Raw genomic sequence first — 15330 nt, 5'->3', positions numbered from 1 at the left:
GTGACTACTCGCCGGATGCCCGGCGCACCGGGTAGTCGTCGGCGTCGTAGCGGGGTTCGTACGTCTCGTAGACGGGTTCGTCGTCCGAGTAGTGGTCCAGGTGCTCGAACACCGGGTCCTCGTCGTCGGCCTCGAGCACGACCGCGCCGGGACGGCGCAGCCGCGCCGGGACGAGGCGTAACTCGTCGTCGCTGTGCGACTCGACGCCCAGGCGCGAGCGGTTCAGGCGGGCCATGCGACGACGGCGGATCTCCTGTTCGACGCGCACCTGACGACGAAGGTAGATCAGGTAGCCGGCGAGGGCGGCCGTCGCCACCGCGCACAGCCACCACAGCGCCGACGAGAGGACGAGGGCGAGGGCGGCGGTCATGATCGCGGCGAACAGCAGGCCGAGCACGGTGCGCTGCCGGAACTCGTAGCGCGCGGCCCGGGCCATGGCGTCGGCCTGGGGATCGAATCCGCCGCGTCCGCGGCGCTGAGGCACGAACTCCCGGGCGGGAGCGCGTTCGGGACGGTCGTCGAAGTCGGTGTCGTGGTCGGTGTCGAGCTGTGTGTCCATGCGGTCCTCCGCTGGGTGGCGGTGTCTGCGGTCGTCCATCGTGCGGACGCGACCGGAGTCGTCGCCGGCAGTGGAACGGGCGGAATCCCGACTCGGACGCCAGTGGGGATCGCGGCGATGACCTGCGGCCGGCCCGCGCGGGGCGAGTGGCTCGTCGTCACCTCGGTGCAGAACCCGGGTTGCGAGTGCGGCGTCGGTCGTCTGACGGATACGGGGGCGCTTCGTGACCAGCATCGGCACCAGAACGAACAACCACACGGCGACCAACCCGATCCACAGGAGCGAGTTCGGCATTCGGTGGCCCTCCTCCCAGTCGTCGCCTACCAGTCCGTCGACGCCACTGACCCCGTCAGGTTAGCGGCCCGCAGGCCGTCACCAGGACAGAAACGCCGACTCAGATGACTACAGCTGTCACACGAGTCACGCGAATCATGTGACACTCTCTTCACTCTAGTCACACGCATATACCCACGTGTGGGTATTTCTACGCACCGGTACACGTAATCTGCGTTACAGGCGTTAGGCCCAGCTGGCGCGACCGCCCCGGATCAGCACATCGGACACGCTGCCGGGAACCTCCTCGACCGTCATCGCCACCAGCAGATGGTCACGGAAGCGCCCGTCGACGTCGAGGTAGCGCCGCAGCAGGCCCTCCTCGCGGAAACCCACGTTGCGGAGGACCGCGCGGCTCGCGACGTTCTCCGGCCGCACCGTGGCCTCGACCCGGTGCAGCCCCGCCGGGCCGAAGCAGTGGTCCAGCCCCAGCGCCACCGCCGCCGTGGCCACCCCCAGACCGTTGACGTGTTTGGCGACCCAGTACCCGATCCACGCCGACCGCAACGCACCGCGCACGACGTTGCCCACGGTGATCTGGCCACAGAATTCGCCGTCGAGCTCGATCGCCATCGGCAGCATGTGGCCCCGGCGGGCCTCCGCCCGCAGGCTGCGGTACAGCCCCGGCCACACGGTGATGTGATGACGCATCTCCCACGGCACGTCCCCGGTGGGCTCCCACGGCTCGAGGTGCGCCCGGTCCCGGATCCGCAGCCGGCTCCACGCCGCCGCATCGCGCAACCGGATCGGCCGCACCGCGACCAGTCCGCCGGCGACCCGCAGCGGACCCAGCTCCGCCGGCCATCCCGGATGACGGCTCATCAGCCGCGCTGTCCGAGGAAGGCGACGTCCACCGGATCGCCGGTGCGCACCTCGGTCACCTCCGGATCGATCAGCACCAGGCAGTTCGCCTCGGCCAGGGTCGCCAGCAGGTGCGACGACGCGCCCGCCGCACCACCGAGCGCCTGGACCATGTACTCGCCCGTCGCCTCGTCGCGCATCAGCTGCCCCCGCAGGAATCCCTTGCGGTCCGGGATCGAAGTGATCGGCGCGACGGTGCGGGCGGTGACGACGCGTCGCATCGGCTGCCGGCGGCCGAGCGCGATCCGGATCAGCGGCCGCACCATCACCTCGAACACGACGAGCGCGCTGACCGGATTCCCCGGGAGCAGGAAGGTGGGCACCTCGTCGCGGCCGAGCTGGCCGAACCCCTGCACCGAGCCGGGGTGCATCGCCACCCGCTCCACCTCGAGCTTGCCGAGATCCGCCAGCGCCTCGCGCACCTCCTCGAGCGCCCCACCGCCGACGGCCCCCGCGATCACGACGATCTCGGACCGGATCAGCTGGCCCTCGACGACCTCCCGCAGGCGCTTCGGGTCGGTGCTGGCGATCCCCACGCGGTTGACGTCCGCGCCTGCGTCGCGGGCGGCCGCCGCCAGTGCATACGAGTTGACGTCGTACACCTGGCCGGGACCCGGGGTGCGGTCCACGTCGACGAGTTCGCCGCCGATGGAGATCACCGAGAGCCGGGGACGCGGATGGACCAGCACCTTGTCGCGGCCGACCGCCGCAAGCAGCCCCACCTGGGCGGCTCCGATGATCGTGCCGGCCCGGACCGCGACATCGCCAGGCTGGACGTCGTCGCCCGCCCGTCGGACGTACTCGCCCGACCGGACGGGATGCAGGACCTTGATACGTGCACGGCCACCGTCGGTGCGGTCGAGCGGCAGGACGGCGTCGGCGAGGGTCGGCAGCGGCGCCCCGGTATCCACCCGCACGGCCTGCCGCGGCTGCAGCCGGATCGGCTGACGCGAACCGGCCGAGACCTCCCCCACCACGGGCAGCGTCAACTCGATCGGTTCGCCGTCGTCGCCGACCGCGTCGGTGCCCGCACCCTGGACGTCGACGCTGCGCACCGCGTAGCCGTCGATCGCGGCCTGGTCGAAGCCGGGCAGGGGCCGCTCGGTGACCACCTCCTCCGCGCAGAGCAGGCCCTGCGCCTCGGAAATGGCGACCCGGACCGGCCGGGGCGCCACCGCTGCCGCCGTGACCCTGGCCTGTTGATCCTCGACCGACCGCATACCGCTTCTCGTCCTCCCGACCTGACGCGCCGTCAGTGCTTCAGGCGCTCGACCAGCCACTCCCGCAGGGAGGGGCCGTACTCCTCGCTGTTCAACGCAGAGTCAACCGCAGCGCGCAGATAGCCGCCGGGATTTCCGAGGTCGTGTCGAGTGCCGCGATGCACCACCACGTGCACGGGGTGACCCTCCTCGATGAGCAGGGCGATCGCGTCGGTGAGCTGCAGTTCGCCACCCGCTCCGGGAGTGATCCGGCGCAGCGCGTCGAAGATCGCCCGGTCGAGCAGATAACGACCGGCGGCGGCGAACGTGGACGGCGCATTCTCGGGCGCCGGCTTCTCGACCATGCCCACGACCTTCAGCACGTCCGGGTTCACGGCGTCGGGTACCTCTTCGACGTCGAAGACACCGTAGGCGCTCACCTGGTCCTTGGGCACGTCGATCGCGCACAGGACCGTGCCGCCGCGCTTGGCCCGCACCCGCTGCATGGTCTCGAGGACTCCGCGCGGCAACACGAGGTCGTCCGGCAGGAGCACGGCGACGGAGTCCTCGTCGGGATCGAGGGCGGCCTCGGCGCACGCGACGGCGTGCCCGAGTCCGAGCGGCTGCTCCTGCACCACCGACTCCACTTCGAGCAGCCCCGGCGCCTTGCGGACCTTCTCGAGCAGGTGGTACTTGCCGCTCTCCTTCAGCTTCGACTCGAGAACCAGGTCCTCGACGAAATGGGCGACGACGCCGTCCTTGCCCGGCGCCGTCACGATCACCAGTCGCTCGGCACCCGAGTCCGCAGCCTCCCCCGCCACGAGCTCGATTCCCGGCGTGTCCACCACCGGGAGGAGTTCCTTCGGCACGGTTTTGGTCGCCGGCAGAAAGCGCGTACCGAGGCCCGCCGCGGGAACCACTGCCGTGCGGAAATGGCCCGCTGCACCGGTCGCATTGTTCGTCATAGATCCCACCCTAACTTTCGGCTACCACCCGGTAGATAGGTCAGATCCTAAGGTGACGGATATGAGCGCACTCTCCAAGCCACAATGGCGGGCCCGAATCGTTGCCGCGCGACGGGCCCGTAACGACGAGGAGCGCCGCGGTGAGGACGCCGCCCTCGCCGCGGCGGTACGGTCCCTGGCCCCCGCCCGGGCGACGGTGTGCGCCTACGTCCCGGTCGGGTCCGAGCCCGGCGCGCTGTCCCTGCTCGATGCTCTCTGCGAGGCCGGAAACCGGGTGCTGCTGCCGCTCACCCGTGCGGACAGCACCCTGGACTGGGCGCAGTACACCGGAGCCGGCGCACTCGCCCCAGCCGGGTACGGCCTGCTCGAACCCACCGGACCGGCCCTGGGTCCGGAGGAGGTGCGCCGCGCGCATACCGTGCTGGTGCCGGCGCTCGCAGTGGACGAACGCGGCGTGCGGCTCGGTCGCGGGGCCGGCTTCTACGACCGGACGCTGCATCTCGCGGCCGCCGACGCCGTCCTCGTGGCAGTGGTCCGGGACGAGGAACTCGTACCCGAACTGCCGGAGGATCCCCACGACATCCGGATGGGCTGGGCCCTGACGCCCGGCCGCGGCCTGGTGCCGCTGAACGGGTCGACCGGGTCGGGGAATAGGGAGCCCCGGTAGCGATGTTGGCACTGTCGGCTGTAGAGTGCTAACGCTGCGGTCGCCAACCAACTCGCGGAGGATCCACCGGTGCCCACTTACTCCTATGCCTGTACGTCCTGCGACAACCGATTCGACATCGTGCAGTCGTTCACCGACGACGCCCTGACGGAATGCAACGAGTGCTCGGGCAAGCTGCGCAAGCTGTTCAATTCGGTCGGCATCGTCTTCAAGGGCAGTGGTTTCTACCGCACCGATTCCCGCAGCGGAGGCAGCACCGCCAGCGAGCCGGCCAAGTCCGACTCGTCGCCGGCCGCATCGTCGAGCACGTCCTCCTCGAGCACGTCGTCGAGCAGCGCGTCGTCGAGCACCTCGGCACCGGCCGCAGCCGCGAGCTGACACCGTTCATCCACAAGCGGACGATTCATCCACACTCCGCCCCTGATCGGCGCTTCGACGGGCCGGCGGGTACGACCCGACCCCTAGGGTTCGGGCCATGCCCGCCGGCCCGTTCTCGTTCCCGCCCCTGCGCAATCCGCTCGACCCCACCCTGGCCGACCGGCTCACGGCGCTGACGCGGCCCGGCTGGGCGCGCTCCGTCGCCGTGCGCCGCGCGATCGCGGCCGGCCTCGTCGGTGTCGCGGCGGTCTCCGCCGTCACCGGCGGAGCGTCGGACGACCGGACCCGCACGGTCGTCGCCGCCCGCGACCTGCGGCCCGGACAGACCCTCACCGCCGACGACGTCACCGTCACCGAACGTGACGCCTCCCAACTCCCGTCCGGGGCCCTTACCGAGCCCGCCGAGGCCCTCGGCCACACCCTGGCCGGCCCGGTGCCCGCCGGCGAGGTCCTCGTCGGGGTACGGATGCTCGGACCGCGGCTCGCGGCGGCCACGACCGGCGACAGCGCAGCCCGCGTGGTGCCCGTCCGCCTGGCCGACCCCGGCGTCGGGGATCTGCTCCGCGAGGGCGACCTCGTCGACGTCCTGACCGTCGCCGGCGCCTCTGCCCCCTCGGCACCGGAGGTGCGGGTGCTGGCAACGGGGGCGACGGTCGTGCTGGCTCAGGGAACGGACGAGACGAACACTCGCGGAGAGAAGGTGGTGCTGCTCGCGCTGCCGCCCGAGCCTGCGACAGCCGTGGCCGCGGCCTCACTCGTCAGCGCACTGACGGTGACCTTGCACTGAGCCGAACGACGTCCCCGCATTTCGGGTTGAACGCCACACCCGCTGGTTTATGGTGCGACTGCGAGGCATGACGACAACACCTGTCTAGGAGACGCACCATGCTGAAGGGCTTCAAGGACTTCCTGCTCCGCGGAAACGTGCTCGACCTCGCCGTCGCGGTCGTCGTCGGCACCGCGTTCACGGCCATCGTCACCGCCTTCACCAGCTACATCATCGAACCGCTCATCGCGGCGATCGGTGGGGACAACGAGATGGGCTGGGGCGTCCAGATCCTGCCCGACAACCCCGAGACCTTCCTCAACTTCGGCGCCGTGGTGTCGGCGATCATCAACTTCCTCATCATCGCCGCCGTCGTCTACTTCGTGCTGATCGTCCCGGCGAACGCCGCCAAGAAGCGGTTTGCCACCGAGAAGGACGACACCAAGGCGAGTGCCGAAGATCTGCTCATCCAGATCCGCGACATCCTCGAGGCGCAGACCGGTCAGAGCGGTGCACACGCCAAGCCGAGCCTCGAAGAGCAAGAGCGATAGGCACGAACTGCACCGGACAACGAAAAGGGTTGGGCCCACTCGGAATTCCGAGCGGACCCAACCCGTGTTCAGCCTGCGGCCGGGACGTCGTGTCAGACGGTCCAGGGCTTGCCGTAGGTGGTCACGTTGTCGCCGTTCGCGGTGATCGCGCGGACGAACGGACGGACCTGGACGGCGCCGATGACGCCGGAGGCGGTGCCGTGGACGTTGGAGAACTGGACGGACTTGAAATCACCGTCGAACTCGCCCTCGGCGACGACGAGCTCCTCGATGCCCGGAGCCGGGGTCAGCTCGAGCTCGGCGTAGGCCTGCGGGAGGATGTCGGTCACGGTGGCGGTGGGACCGTCCTTCGCCGAGAGCTCGAGCTCGAGGCCGGGGGTCGAGTAGGTGACGCCGATGGCGCCGTCGATGCTGCCGGCCCACGCGAACTGGTAGCCGAACTGGAAGGTGGTGCCCTCGGCGTCGGCGGCGTCCGCACCGACGAGGTTCGCGGTGCCGCGGCCGTTGTGGAACCACTCACGGTTGAAGGGGCTGCCACCCAGGGCCGGCACGCCATGGATGTGGGTGTCCTCCTGGGTCACGACGACCTCGTAGCCGTCCGTCGAGACGATCCGGTTCTGATCGTCGACCGCAGCCTGCGCGGAGCCGGTCGCACCGAGGACCAGGCCCAGGACAGCGGCACCGGACACCGCGGCGTTACGTGCGGCCTTGAAGCCACGCGACTTGATTCCCATGATTTCTCCGTATTTCTTGGTGGGGATTACTGCGGGGTGGGGCGGAGCAGGACTAGATCGTCCAGACCTTGCCGTAGGTGGTGACGTTGTCGCCGTTCGCGGTGATCACGCGGACGAAGGGGCGGACCGAGACCGCACCGAGGACGCCGGTGGCGGCGCCGTGGACGTTGGCGAACTGCACGTGCTTGTAATCGCCGTCGAACTCGCCCTCGGCGACGACGAGCTCCTCGATGCCCGGGGCCGGGGTCAGCTCGATGGCTGCAGTGACCTGGGGCAGCAGACCCGAGGTCGTCAGCACGTCTTCCGCGTAGGGGGCGGGGCTGGTTTCACCGTTCGGAATGTAGAGCGGATTGCCATTTGCGGCACCGCTGTCCGTCGCGGGGACCCGGTCCTCCTCCTCTAGGAGGTTCCCCTCATAGTCGACGTAGTCACCCGGTTGAACCGTCCGACCGTTGCCGTCCTCGTAAGGAGCATCACGGGTGCTGGTGTTCCAGAGCGGATCGAACTGGTCGACGTTCTCTACGCCGCGGGTGGCCTCGAGTTCGAGCTGCGGGCTTGCCCACGCGACCCCGATCGAGCCGTCCAGGCTGCCCGACCACGCGAACTGGTAGCCGAACTGGAAGGTCGAGCCCTCGAAGTCTGCGGCGTCGGGGCCGACGATATTGGCGATGCCACGGCCGTTGTGGAACCACTCACGGCTGAGCGGGCTCCCGCCGATCGGGGGAACACCCTGGATGAAGGTGTCCTCCTGGGTCACGATGACCTCGTGACCGTCCGACACGATCCGGTTCTGGTCGTCGACCACAGCGCCGGCGGTCCCGGTCGATCCCAGAACCAGGCCGAACACGGCGGCGGCGGCCACCGTGACGTTGCGGGCGGCCTTCACACCGCGTCGCGTCTGCATCTTCATGAATGCCTCATCCATTCTCTGCGTGCCGGGTCACGCACACGCGTCCGACAACTGCCCTGTCGCCCGCGAGGCATGCCACACCACGAACACCGGCGGGCACCCGCCCGCCGGTGCGACGTGTGCGTCATCCGCACGGTTGCGTTTCCGATTCGTGATGAAGACCTCGACATGTGCCGTTGATCTTGACCTCAGCGAACCACGACAGAGACTAGACCGTGATCTCGAACCCCAGCAACGGCTACGTCGGCGCGCGGAGTCGCCCTCCGACGGAAATGTTTCGGCTCAGTGAAACAACCGGTGACAGGCACTTGCAGCGGCACACAGAGCCCGCGCGATGTCAAATCTTAGGTTCGGCTTATCTACATTCGTGCATACCCACAGGTGACACCCGCAAACCGGGTGTGAGGCAGTGCATCCGGCGGGTGCGACGGTGATCGACCTCACCCGAAAAGGCGGAGATGATCAAGGCGAAACGCCGAGCGGAAGGGTTACGAAGAGATTTCGAACGGTCGGCCGAACAATGAACGACCTCCCCTCAGGAAACAACTGGAAGTGGGGTAGATCACACGCCGCCACCATGGTGAGGCGGGACCTGCCGACGCAGCCATTCGTCCGAGTCCGACGACTCGTCGCCCGGCGAACGCTCGTCGCGAGTCGTCTCGGGAAGCACGTCACCGAAGACGCGGCGGAGCCGGGCCCGGTCGATCCGGGTCCGGCTCACGTCGTCGCGCTGCGGTGCGTCGTCCGGAGACGCACCGGCCGCGTTCTCGTTCGTCCCGGTGATGACTACCCCTCCACTCGCGACAGTTCCTCGATCACGTGCGAGGCGAGCGGTAGCAGCGTGGCCATGCCGTCACGGATGGCGGCGCGCGACGAAGCCAGATTGGCGACCAACGTGGACCCGGACAGGCCGACCAGACCGCGGGACAGCCCGGCATCCATCGCGCCGGCGGAGAAACCGGACGAGCGCAACGCCTCGCCGATCCCCTGGAGCTCTCGGTCGAGCACGTCGGACGTGGCGTCCGGCGTCACGTCGCGCGGCGACACCCCGGTCCCACCGACGGAGATCACCAGGTCCACGCCGCCGATGACGGCGGTGTTGAGGGCATTGCGGATCTCCACCTCGTCGGCCGACACGGTGACGACACCGTCGACGGCGAACCCCGCCTCCGCGAGCAGTTCGGTCACCAACGGTCCGGCGGAGTCCGGGTTGTCGCCGTGCGCTACCCGGTCGTCCACGATCACCACGAGGGCTCGTCCGGTCCTGGGGGTTTCGAATTCCATGATGCCCACCGTAGTTCCCCTGTCCGTCGAACGAGCTGTATGTCCGAGAATGAACCCGGCGGTCGATTCTGCTCTCATCGGCCACCCGCCTCCGCCTCCGCGAGCTGCACCTCGACGGTCTTCTCGCCGCCACCCTGGGCGTCGGTGTAGGTGATGCGCACGGTATCGCCGGGCGCGTACGAGCGCACGGCCGCGATCAGGGAGTCCCCGTCCGTGACGAGCCGGTCGTCGACCTTGGTGATGATCACGCCGCTCGGAATTCCGGCCCGTTCCGCCGGGCCGCCCGCGGTGACCTCCATGACCCGTGCGCCACGCACATCGCTCTGCGACGGCACCTGCACGCCGATGATGGCGTGGGTGGCCTTCCCGGTGTCGACGAGCTGGTCGGCGATGCGACGGGCCTGATCGACCGGGATGGCGAAGCCGAGACCGATGGATCCGGACTGTCCACCGGCGGTGGCGATGGCCGTGTTGATGCCGATCAGCCGGCCGTCCATGTCCACGAGCGCGCCACCGGAGTTGCCGGGGTTGATCGCGGCGTCGGTCTGCAGCGCGTCGATGACGGTGTTCTGATTCCCGGTCTCCCCGCTGGTCGACACCGGCCGGTCGAGGGCCGAGACGATCCCGGTCGTCACCGTGCTCTCGAGCCCGAGCGGTGAGCCGACCGCGACGACCTGCTGACCGACTTGCACGGCGGCGGAATCGCCGAGCTCGATCGGCGTGAGGTCGGTGCGGCCCTCGGCCCGGATCACGGCGATGTCGGAGATCGGATCGGTCCCCACGACGGTGGCCGGGGCGGAACTTCCGTCGGAGAAGTATGCGGTGAGCTGCGCGCCGGCGCCGCCGCCGGCGACGACGTGGTTGTTGGTGAGGATCAGGCCGTCGGAGGACAGGATCACCCCCGAGCCCTCGCCCTGTGCCGTGCGGCCGACCACCTCGATGCGCACGACGCTGGGCACGACCTTCTGCGCGACGGCCTGCACCGAGCCCGCGGGCGCGGCGGCGACCGTCGTCGTGGACTGCCTCGGCGCGTCGAGAGCATTGGTGACGGACGTGCCGCCCGTCGACTGTTGCGTGGTCCACGCGCCGACCGCGCCGCCGATGCCGCCGCTGACCAGTGCCAACGCGACGGCACCGAGGGCGAGCAGGCCACGCGCGGACCGGGGTGAGCCCTGGGGGCTCGGCGCGGGCTGGCTCGGGGCGCCGAATGGCGCGGTGTACCCGTATCCGGGACCGGCGGGAGCCTGGTAGGGGTTCGGCTGGGGTGGTGTCGGCTGGTGGGGCTCTCGGTGGCCGCCACCCTGGGTGGGGTCCTCGCTCATCTCATCGCTTTCGTGTACACGGTCGGTGGCTCGTCGGCTTCCAGCATGCCCGCGGCGGCTGAGAGTCCGCTTAGACCCGGCGCCGATTTTCCTGTCAATCCGCCGGGTGTTCGAGGTGCGGCGCGCCGGGCAGCACGATCCGGACGAGGGCACCCCCGCGCGACGAGGCGTCGACCGCGATGGTGCCGCCGTGCTTCATCACCACCTGCCGCACGATCGCGAGGCCCAGGCCGGATCCGGGCATCGACCGCGACGCGGTCGAACGGTAGAACCGCTCGAACACCAGCTCGCGGTCCTCCTCGGGGATGCCGGGCCCGGCGTCGTCGACGGTCAGTTCCATCAGGCCGGGCCCGAGCTGGTGCATCGACACCAGCACCTCGGCGTCGGCGGGACTCCACTTGGCGGCGTTGTCGAGGACGTTGAGCACCGCCCGCGAGAGCGCGGCCTGGTCGCCGTAGACGAACCACGGTTCCGTGTGAGCCGTGAAGTCGATGTCGGAGCGGCGGCGCCGGGCACGTTCGAGGCTGCGCTCGACGACCTCGGAGATGTCGACGGGCTCGAACACCGTCTCGGGTGCGTCCTCGCGGGCGAGGTCGACCAGGTCCCCTACGAGGGTGGACAGCTCCTCGATCTGCGCCACCACGTCGGCGCGCAGTTCCGCCATGTCCTCCTCGGGCAGGTTCGGCGCGTCGGGCCGGCTCGCCGCGATGAGCAGCTCCATGTTCGTGCGCAGCGACGTCAGCGGGGTGCGCAGCTCGTGGCCGGCGTCGGCGACGAGCCGGCTCTGCCGCTCGCGCGACTCGGCGAGCGCGCGCAGCATCGTGTTGAAGCTCTCGGTGAGGCGGGCCAGCTCGTCGTGCCCGGTCACGCGGATCGGCCGCAGGTCGTCGGTGCGGGCGACCCGCTCGGCCGCCGCGGTGAGACGCGCGACGGGGCGCAGGCCGGTGCGCCCGACCGTCGCACCGGCGGCCGCGGCGAGCACCACTCCGCATCCGCCGACGACGAACAGCACGCTCGCGAGCCGTTTCAGGATGTCCGCGGTGGGCTGCAGTCGCTGCGCGATGACGATGGTGCTGCCGTCCGGGATGCGCTGCGCGAGCACCCGCTGATGCCCGACGGTGCGCAGCGACGACTCCCGTTCACCCTTGGCGACGGCGAGTTCGGCGTTGCCGATCGGGACGGAGGATCCGGGCGGCACGTACTGACCCAGGTCGGGATAGACGAGCGCCACGCTGATATCGGAACTGTAGAGCTGGGCGCCACCGATGTAGCGGGGGTCGTAGGTGATCAGGGTGCTGCTCTCGACGAGTGCGGCGGCGCGCGCCCGCAACTGCTTGTCGACGTCGGAGTAGAGAGCGCGCGCGACCACCGCGTACGCCGCGATGGAGGTCACTGCGACGGCGATCGCCACCGCGCCGGCCGCCAGCAGCGTGACACGACGGCGCAGCGGCACCGACCGGGTCAGCAGCAGCGGGGGCCGCATCGGGCGCCCGGCATCCGGGTCGGCGCCTTCGCGCCGGGTCACGGCGGGGTTTCCCGCAGGACGTAGCCGACGCCGCGGACCGTGTGGATCAGGCGCGGCTCACCCTCGGCCTCGGTCTTGCGGCGCAGGTACCCGACGTAGACCTCGAGGGCATTGCCCGAGGTGGGAAAGTCGTAGCCCCACACCTCCTCGAGGATCCGGCTGCGGCTCAGGACGCGGCGGGGGTTCGCCATGAGCATTTCCATGAGAGCGAACTCGGTGCGGGTGAGACTGATCGACCGGGCACCGCGAGTGACCTCACGGGTGGAGGGGTTCAGGGTCAGGTCCGCGAAGCGCAGCGTCTCCTCCGACTCGGTCGGGTCGGGTGAGGCGCGGCGGAGCAGCGCGCGCAGCCGGGCGAGCAGCTCCTCGAGCGCGAACGGCTTGGGCAGGTAGTCGTCGGCGCCGGCGTCCAGGCCGGCTACGCGTTCGGAGACGGAATCCCGGGCGGTGAGTACGAGGATCGGGAGGTCGTCGCCGGTGCTGCGCAATCGTCGGCACACCTCGAGGCCGTCGACCCGCGGCATCATCACGTCGAGGACCATCGCGTCGGGCCGTTCGGCCGCGACCTGTTCGAGGGCGTCCTGCCCGTCCGTCGCGAGCTCGACGCTGTATCCGTTGAAGCTCAGTGATCGGCGCAGGGACTCCCGCACCGCCCGGTCGTCGTCGACCACCAGAATGCGCATGGCTTCCAGTGTGGACCCGACCGCTGAGAGGTGTCTGAGAGGACGACGGCGTGTCCGGCGAGGGAACCGCAGGGCGCTGCGGTTCCCTCGCCGGGCGTCACACGTCGTTCGGGTCGATCACCCCGAGCTGCACGGACTTGACGAGGCGTCGCGGAACGCGATGGGTGACACCGGCGACGGTGACCGGCACCAGGGCCGGGACCTGCGCGTTCCACTGCGAGCGGCGGCTGCGGGTGTTGGACCGGGACATCCGGCGCTTGGGTACTGCCATGGTGGTTCTCCTCCGGGGGTCGGTCAGGGGCGACGGCGCGTGCCGTACTTGCGTTCGAACTTCTCGACGCGGCCGGCCGCGTCGAGCACGCGAGCGGTTCCCGTCCAGAAGGGATGGGACTCGCTGGTGACGTCGACGACGATCAGCGGGTAGGTGTTGCCGTCGGACCATTCGACCGTGCGGTCGGCGGTGACGGTGGAGCGGGTGAGGAACGCCGATCCGGTGTTCGCGTCCTGGAACACCACGGGGTGGTAGTCGGGGTGGATGCCGGGCTTCATGCTCGTCCTTCTCCTTCTGTCGGTGCGGCGTCGGCGGTGGGCGCCGGGAGGTCGTCGCACGGGTCTTCGTGGTAGTCGCCGAACGGGTCGTCCCACGTCGGCCAGGCCGCCGGGTCGGCGAACTCCTCGTCGGTGAGCAGCGCCCACTCCAGGGCGCGACGAATCTCGTCGGGGTCGGCGTCGTGGGTGAGGATCACCATCGAGGTGTCGCGGTCTCCGTAGGTGTCGTCCCAGCGCAGCGCCGCCATGGCGCGCCGTTCGCCGGAGACTCGTTGCTGCTGCTCGGGAGTCATCGCGGCGAGCCACGGTCCGGCGTGGGCGACGCGCAGCCCCTCCCCGGCGGACTCGATCAGCAGCGCGGTGTCGGGCTGCGTCGCGACCCAGGCCCGGCCGCGAGCCCGGACCACGCCGTCGAGGAGGACGTCGATCGCCTCGTGCAGGCGCTGCGGATGGAAGGGTCGGCGGGCACCGAACTCGAGCAGCCGGACGCCGCAGTCCTCGCCGAGCGGTGGCTCGCCGCGCAGCAGCGGCGAGTGGGCGTCGGAGACCACCCCGCGCCGCGCCCCGGAGGGTATCTGCCGGAGCAGGTGTTCGACGTCGACGTCCTCGCCCCACGCGACGGGGGCATCGGGCGCGAGCCGCGCGAGCACCGCATGCAGCTTCGCCTGGTGCCAGCCGTCGGCGCCGGGCCGGACGACGAGAGCGTCGGCGAATTCGACCTGGCCCACGACGAGCTGGGCGACGGTGCGGTCGTCGTCGAGTTCCTCGTCGCCGGTGGCGTCGGCGAGCCAGGTGGCAGCGTCGATGCAGGTGACGGTGGCCTCGATCCGCACGTCGCGGGCGGCGGGTCCGTCGAGTTGCCCGACGACGCCGGAGACGACGACGTGCTCGACGGCCCAGCACAGGGCCTCGGGCTCGAGCCGGGGGTCGAGCAGCAGGACGATGCGATCGACGTTGCTGCGGGAATGCAGGCGCCGCAGCAGCGGGAGCAGATCCTCGCGGAGGGTGCAGGAGACGCAGCCGTGGGCGAGTTCGAGCACGTCGAGGCGGTGATCGTGCTCGGTGGTGAGGGTGCGGCGCACGACGCCCTCACCGATGTGGTCGAGGTCGTGGTGCACCACGACGGTCCCCGGACGCAGCAGGGCCCGCGCGGTCCGTTCGGTGGGTCCGCGCCGGCCGGCGACGACGATCAGCGGCGTTCTGGTGTCCACCGGAATCCCTTTCGGTAACGATTGTCATTAGCTCGAAGAGAGCGTACAGTCGCACGGGCCATTTGTCGAAAACGATTGTCGTTACGCCCTGAGGGCGCCGACAGAAGGGAGCCCGCCGTGTCGGCGCACTGCCAGGTGACCGGACGCAAGCCCGGCTTCGGGAAATCCGTCTCCCACTCCCACGTCCGCACCAACCGGCGCTGGGACCCGAACATCCAGCGCAAGACCTACTACCTGCCCTCCGAGGGACGCCGCGTCACCCTGACGCTCTCCGCGAAGGGCATCAAGACCGTCGACCGCGACGGCATCGAAGCCGTCGTCGCCCGGCTCCGCGCCCGAGGAGAGAAGCTCTAGTGGCCCGCAACGAGATCCGCCCCATCGTCAAGCTCCGCTCCACCGGCGGCACCGGGTACACGTACGTCACCCGCAAGAACCGGCGCAACGATCCCGACCGGCTCGTCCTGCGCAAGTACGATCCCGTGCTGCGCCGCCACATCGACTTCCGCGAGGAGAAGTAGGCCATGGCCAAGAAGTCGAAGATCGCGCGCAACGAACAGCGGGCGCTCGTCGTCGCCCGCTACGCGGAACGTCGCGCGGAACTGAAGGAGATCGTGCGGCGCCCGTCGAGCACCGCCGCGCAGCGCCTCGCCGCACAGACGGCCCTGCAGCGTCTGCCGCGCGACGCCAGTCCGGTACGATTGCGCAATCGAGACGCTGCGGATGGACGTCCGCGCGGCCACCTGCGGAAGTTCGGGCTCTCACGCGTGCGCGTGAGGGAACTCGCGCACCGCGGCGAGCTGCCCGGCGTCCACAAGTCGAGCTGGTGAGGAGCG

General features: G+C 70.1%; 20 protein-coding genes. 7 read left to right on the top strand and 13 right to left on the bottom strand.

Annotated elements, in window-relative coordinates:
- Positions 1-4: 4 nt before the first annotated feature.
- The 4 genes from sepX to AC2IPW_RS06335 form a co-directional block, all read right to left on the bottom strand.
- The gene (gene sepX, locus AC2IPW_RS06350) at positions 5-853 is read right to left on the bottom strand and encodes a divisome protein SepX/GlpR (protein ID WP_486376510.1); all 849 of its coding nucleotides are present in this window, start codon (positions 851-853) and stop codon (positions 5-7) included.
- A 225-nt stretch (positions 854-1078) separates the two neighbouring features.
- On the bottom strand, positions 1079-1714 hold the full coding sequence (locus tag AC2IPW_RS06345) for a GNAT family N-acetyltransferase (RefSeq protein ID WP_003937799.1): 636 nt from the start codon (positions 1712-1714) through the stop codon (positions 1079-1081).
- Positions 1714-2973, bottom strand: a complete 1260-nt coding sequence (gene glp, locus AC2IPW_RS06340; protein ID WP_003937798.1) for a molybdotransferase-like divisome protein Glp — start codon at positions 2971-2973, stop codon at positions 1714-1716. Before glp ends, AC2IPW_RS06345 begins: the two co-directional genes overlap by 1 nt.
- 32 nt (positions 2974-3005) lie before the next feature.
- Positions 3006-3917 (bottom strand): UTP--glucose-1-phosphate uridylyltransferase, encoded by a 912-nt coding sequence (locus AC2IPW_RS06335; RefSeq protein WP_003937797.1) that lies wholly within the window; start codon positions 3915-3917, stop codon positions 3006-3008.
- Between the two features lie 61 nt (positions 3918-3978).
- Between AC2IPW_RS06335 and AC2IPW_RS06330 the strand changes: the two genes are divergently transcribed.
- From AC2IPW_RS06330 to mscL, 4 genes are all read left to right on the top strand, one after another.
- Entirely contained in the window at positions 3979-4584 is a 606-nt protein-coding gene (locus AC2IPW_RS06330) for a 5-formyltetrahydrofolate cyclo-ligase (protein ID WP_450120313.1), read from the top strand.
- A 69-nt stretch (positions 4585-4653) separates the two neighbouring features.
- On the top strand, positions 4654-4962 hold the full coding sequence (locus tag AC2IPW_RS06325) for an FmdB family zinc ribbon protein (RefSeq protein ID WP_416062936.1): 309 nt from the start codon (positions 4654-4656) through the stop codon (positions 4960-4962).
- A gap of 97 nt (positions 4963-5059) precedes the next feature.
- Positions 5060-5749 (top strand): SAF domain-containing protein, encoded by a 690-nt coding sequence (locus tag AC2IPW_RS06320; RefSeq protein WP_450120312.1) that lies wholly within the window; start codon positions 5060-5062, stop codon positions 5747-5749.
- A 98-nt stretch (positions 5750-5847) separates the two neighbouring features.
- Positions 5848-6279 (top strand): large conductance mechanosensitive channel protein MscL, encoded by a 432-nt coding sequence (gene mscL / locus AC2IPW_RS06315; protein WP_003937793.1) that lies wholly within the window; start codon positions 5848-5850, stop codon positions 6277-6279.
- A 92-nt stretch (positions 6280-6371) separates the two neighbouring features.
- Here mscL and AC2IPW_RS06310 read toward each other — a convergent pair whose 3' ends face one another.
- From AC2IPW_RS06310 to mrf, 9 genes are all read right to left on the bottom strand, one after another.
- Positions 6372-7013, bottom strand: coding sequence for an MspA family porin (locus AC2IPW_RS06310; protein WP_416062934.1), 642 nt, complete (start codon positions 7011-7013; stop codon positions 6372-6374).
- 52 nt (positions 7014-7065) lie between these two features.
- Positions 7066-7923, bottom strand: a complete 858-nt coding sequence (locus tag AC2IPW_RS06305) for an MspA family porin (protein WP_289379374.1) — start codon at positions 7921-7923, stop codon at positions 7066-7068.
- Positions 7924-8709: 786 nt separating this feature from the next.
- Positions 8710-9207, bottom strand: coding sequence for a MogA/MoaB family molybdenum cofactor biosynthesis protein (locus AC2IPW_RS06300; RefSeq protein WP_026137469.1), 498 nt, complete (start codon positions 9205-9207; stop codon positions 8710-8712).
- Between the two features lie 74 nt (positions 9208-9281).
- Positions 9282-10529: a S1C family serine protease gene (locus AC2IPW_RS06295; RefSeq protein ID WP_416062933.1), complete on the bottom strand. Its 1248-nt coding sequence runs from the start codon at positions 10527-10529 to the stop codon at positions 9282-9284.
- Positions 10530-10623: 94 nt separating this feature from the next.
- The gene (locus AC2IPW_RS06290; protein WP_235157445.1) at positions 10624-12012 is read right to left on the bottom strand and encodes a HAMP domain-containing sensor histidine kinase; all 1389 of its coding nucleotides are present in this window, start codon (positions 12010-12012) and stop codon (positions 10624-10626) included.
- A gap of 38 nt (positions 12013-12050) precedes the next feature.
- A complete protein-coding gene (locus AC2IPW_RS06285; RefSeq protein ID WP_003937786.1) occupies positions 12051-12737 on the bottom strand; it encodes a response regulator transcription factor in 687 nt (228 codons plus the stop codon).
- Between the two features lie 97 nt (positions 12738-12834).
- Entirely contained in the window at positions 12835-13008 is a 174-nt protein-coding gene (gene rpmF, locus AC2IPW_RS06280) for a 50S ribosomal protein L32 (protein WP_416062932.1), read from the bottom strand.
- A 23-nt stretch (positions 13009-13031) separates the two neighbouring features.
- Positions 13032-13286 (bottom strand): type B 50S ribosomal protein L31, encoded by a 255-nt coding sequence (locus AC2IPW_RS06275; RefSeq protein ID WP_003937784.1) that lies wholly within the window; start codon positions 13284-13286, stop codon positions 13032-13034.
- Entirely contained in the window at positions 13283-14497 is a 1215-nt protein-coding gene (mrf, locus tag AC2IPW_RS06270; protein WP_450120311.1) for a ribosome hibernation factor-recruiting GTPase MRF, read from the bottom strand. Before mrf ends, AC2IPW_RS06275 begins: the two co-directional genes overlap by 4 nt.
- Before the next feature lie 117 nt (positions 14498-14614).
- Here mrf and rpmB point away from each other — a divergent pair, with 117 nt between their 5' ends.
- Genes rpmB through rpsN form a run of 3 tightly spaced genes read left to right on the top strand, consistent with a single transcriptional unit; the run spans position 14615 to position 15324 of the window.
- Positions 14615-14851, top strand: a complete 237-nt coding sequence (rpmB, locus tag AC2IPW_RS06265) for a 50S ribosomal protein L28 (protein WP_003937782.1) — start codon at positions 14615-14617, stop codon at positions 14849-14851.
- Positions 14851-15015, top strand: a complete 165-nt coding sequence (gene rpmG / locus AC2IPW_RS06260; protein ID WP_003937781.1) for a 50S ribosomal protein L33 — start codon at positions 14851-14853, stop codon at positions 15013-15015. The genes rpmB and rpmG overlap by 1 nt, the downstream gene beginning before the upstream one ends.
- Before the next feature lie 3 nt (positions 15016-15018).
- A complete protein-coding gene (rpsN, locus tag AC2IPW_RS06255; RefSeq protein WP_003937780.1) occupies positions 15019-15324 on the top strand; it encodes a 30S ribosomal protein S14 in 306 nt (101 codons plus the stop codon).
- The last annotated feature ends 6 nt before the right edge of the window (positions 15325-15330 follow it).

The organism is Rhodococcus sp. NS-SX18, from assembly GCF_057367935.1.
This window is presented reverse-complemented; position numbering and strand designations above follow the sequence as displayed.

Excerpts from the sequence above, each read along its gene's own strand:
- AC2IPW_RS06310 (WP_416062934.1), bottom strand. The coding sequence starts at position 7,013 with ATGGGAATCAAGTCGCGTGGCTTCAAGGCCGCACGTAACGCCGCGGTG.
- AC2IPW_RS06295 (WP_416062933.1), bottom strand. The coding sequence starts at position 10,529 with ATGAGCGAGGACCCCACCCAGGGTGGCGGCCACCGAGAGCCCCACCAG.
- AC2IPW_RS06345 (WP_003937799.1), bottom strand. The coding sequence starts at position 1,714 with ATGAGCCGTCATCCGGGATGGCCGGCGGAGCTGGGTCCGCTGCGGGTC.
- AC2IPW_RS06335 (WP_003937797.1), bottom strand. The coding sequence starts at position 3,917 with ATGACGAACAATGCGACCGGTGCAGCGGGCCATTTCCGCACGGCAGTG.
- rpsN (WP_003937780.1), top strand. The coding sequence starts at position 15,019 with ATGGCCAAGAAGTCGAAGATCGCGCGCAACGAACAGCGGGCGCTCGTC.
- AC2IPW_RS06320 (WP_450120312.1), top strand. The coding sequence starts at position 5,060 with ATGCCCGCCGGCCCGTTCTCGTTCCCGCCCCTGCGCAATCCGCTCGAC.
- AC2IPW_RS06285 (WP_003937786.1), bottom strand. The coding sequence starts at position 12,737 with ATGCGCATTCTGGTGGTCGACGACGACCGGGCGGTGCGGGAGTCCCTG.
- sepX (WP_486376510.1), bottom strand. The coding sequence starts at position 853 with ATGCCGAACTCGCTCCTGTGGATCGGGTTGGTCGCCGTGTGGTTGTTC.
- rpmF (WP_416062932.1), bottom strand. The coding sequence starts at position 13,008 with ATGGCAGTACCCAAGCGCCGGATGTCCCGGTCCAACACCCGCAGCCGC.
- glp (WP_003937798.1), bottom strand. The coding sequence starts at position 2,973 with ATGCGGTCGGTCGAGGATCAACAGGCCAGGGTCACGGCGGCAGCGGTG.
- mscL (WP_003937793.1), top strand. The coding sequence starts at position 5,848 with ATGCTGAAGGGCTTCAAGGACTTCCTGCTCCGCGGAAACGTGCTCGAC.
- AC2IPW_RS06290 (WP_235157445.1), bottom strand. The coding sequence starts at position 12,012 with ATGCGGCCCCCGCTGCTGCTGACCCGGTCGGTGCCGCTGCGCCGTCGT.
- AC2IPW_RS06330 (WP_450120313.1), top strand. The coding sequence starts at position 3,979 with ATGAGCGCACTCTCCAAGCCACAATGGCGGGCCCGAATCGTTGCCGCG.
- AC2IPW_RS06305 (WP_289379374.1), bottom strand. The coding sequence starts at position 7,923 with ATGAAGATGCAGACGCGACGCGGTGTGAAGGCCGCCCGCAACGTCACG.
- AC2IPW_RS06275 (WP_003937784.1), bottom strand. The coding sequence starts at position 13,286 with ATGAAGCCCGGCATCCACCCCGACTACCACCCCGTGGTGTTCCAGGAC.
- AC2IPW_RS06300 (WP_026137469.1), bottom strand. The coding sequence starts at position 9,207 with ATGGAATTCGAAACCCCCAGGACCGGACGAGCCCTCGTGGTGATCGTG.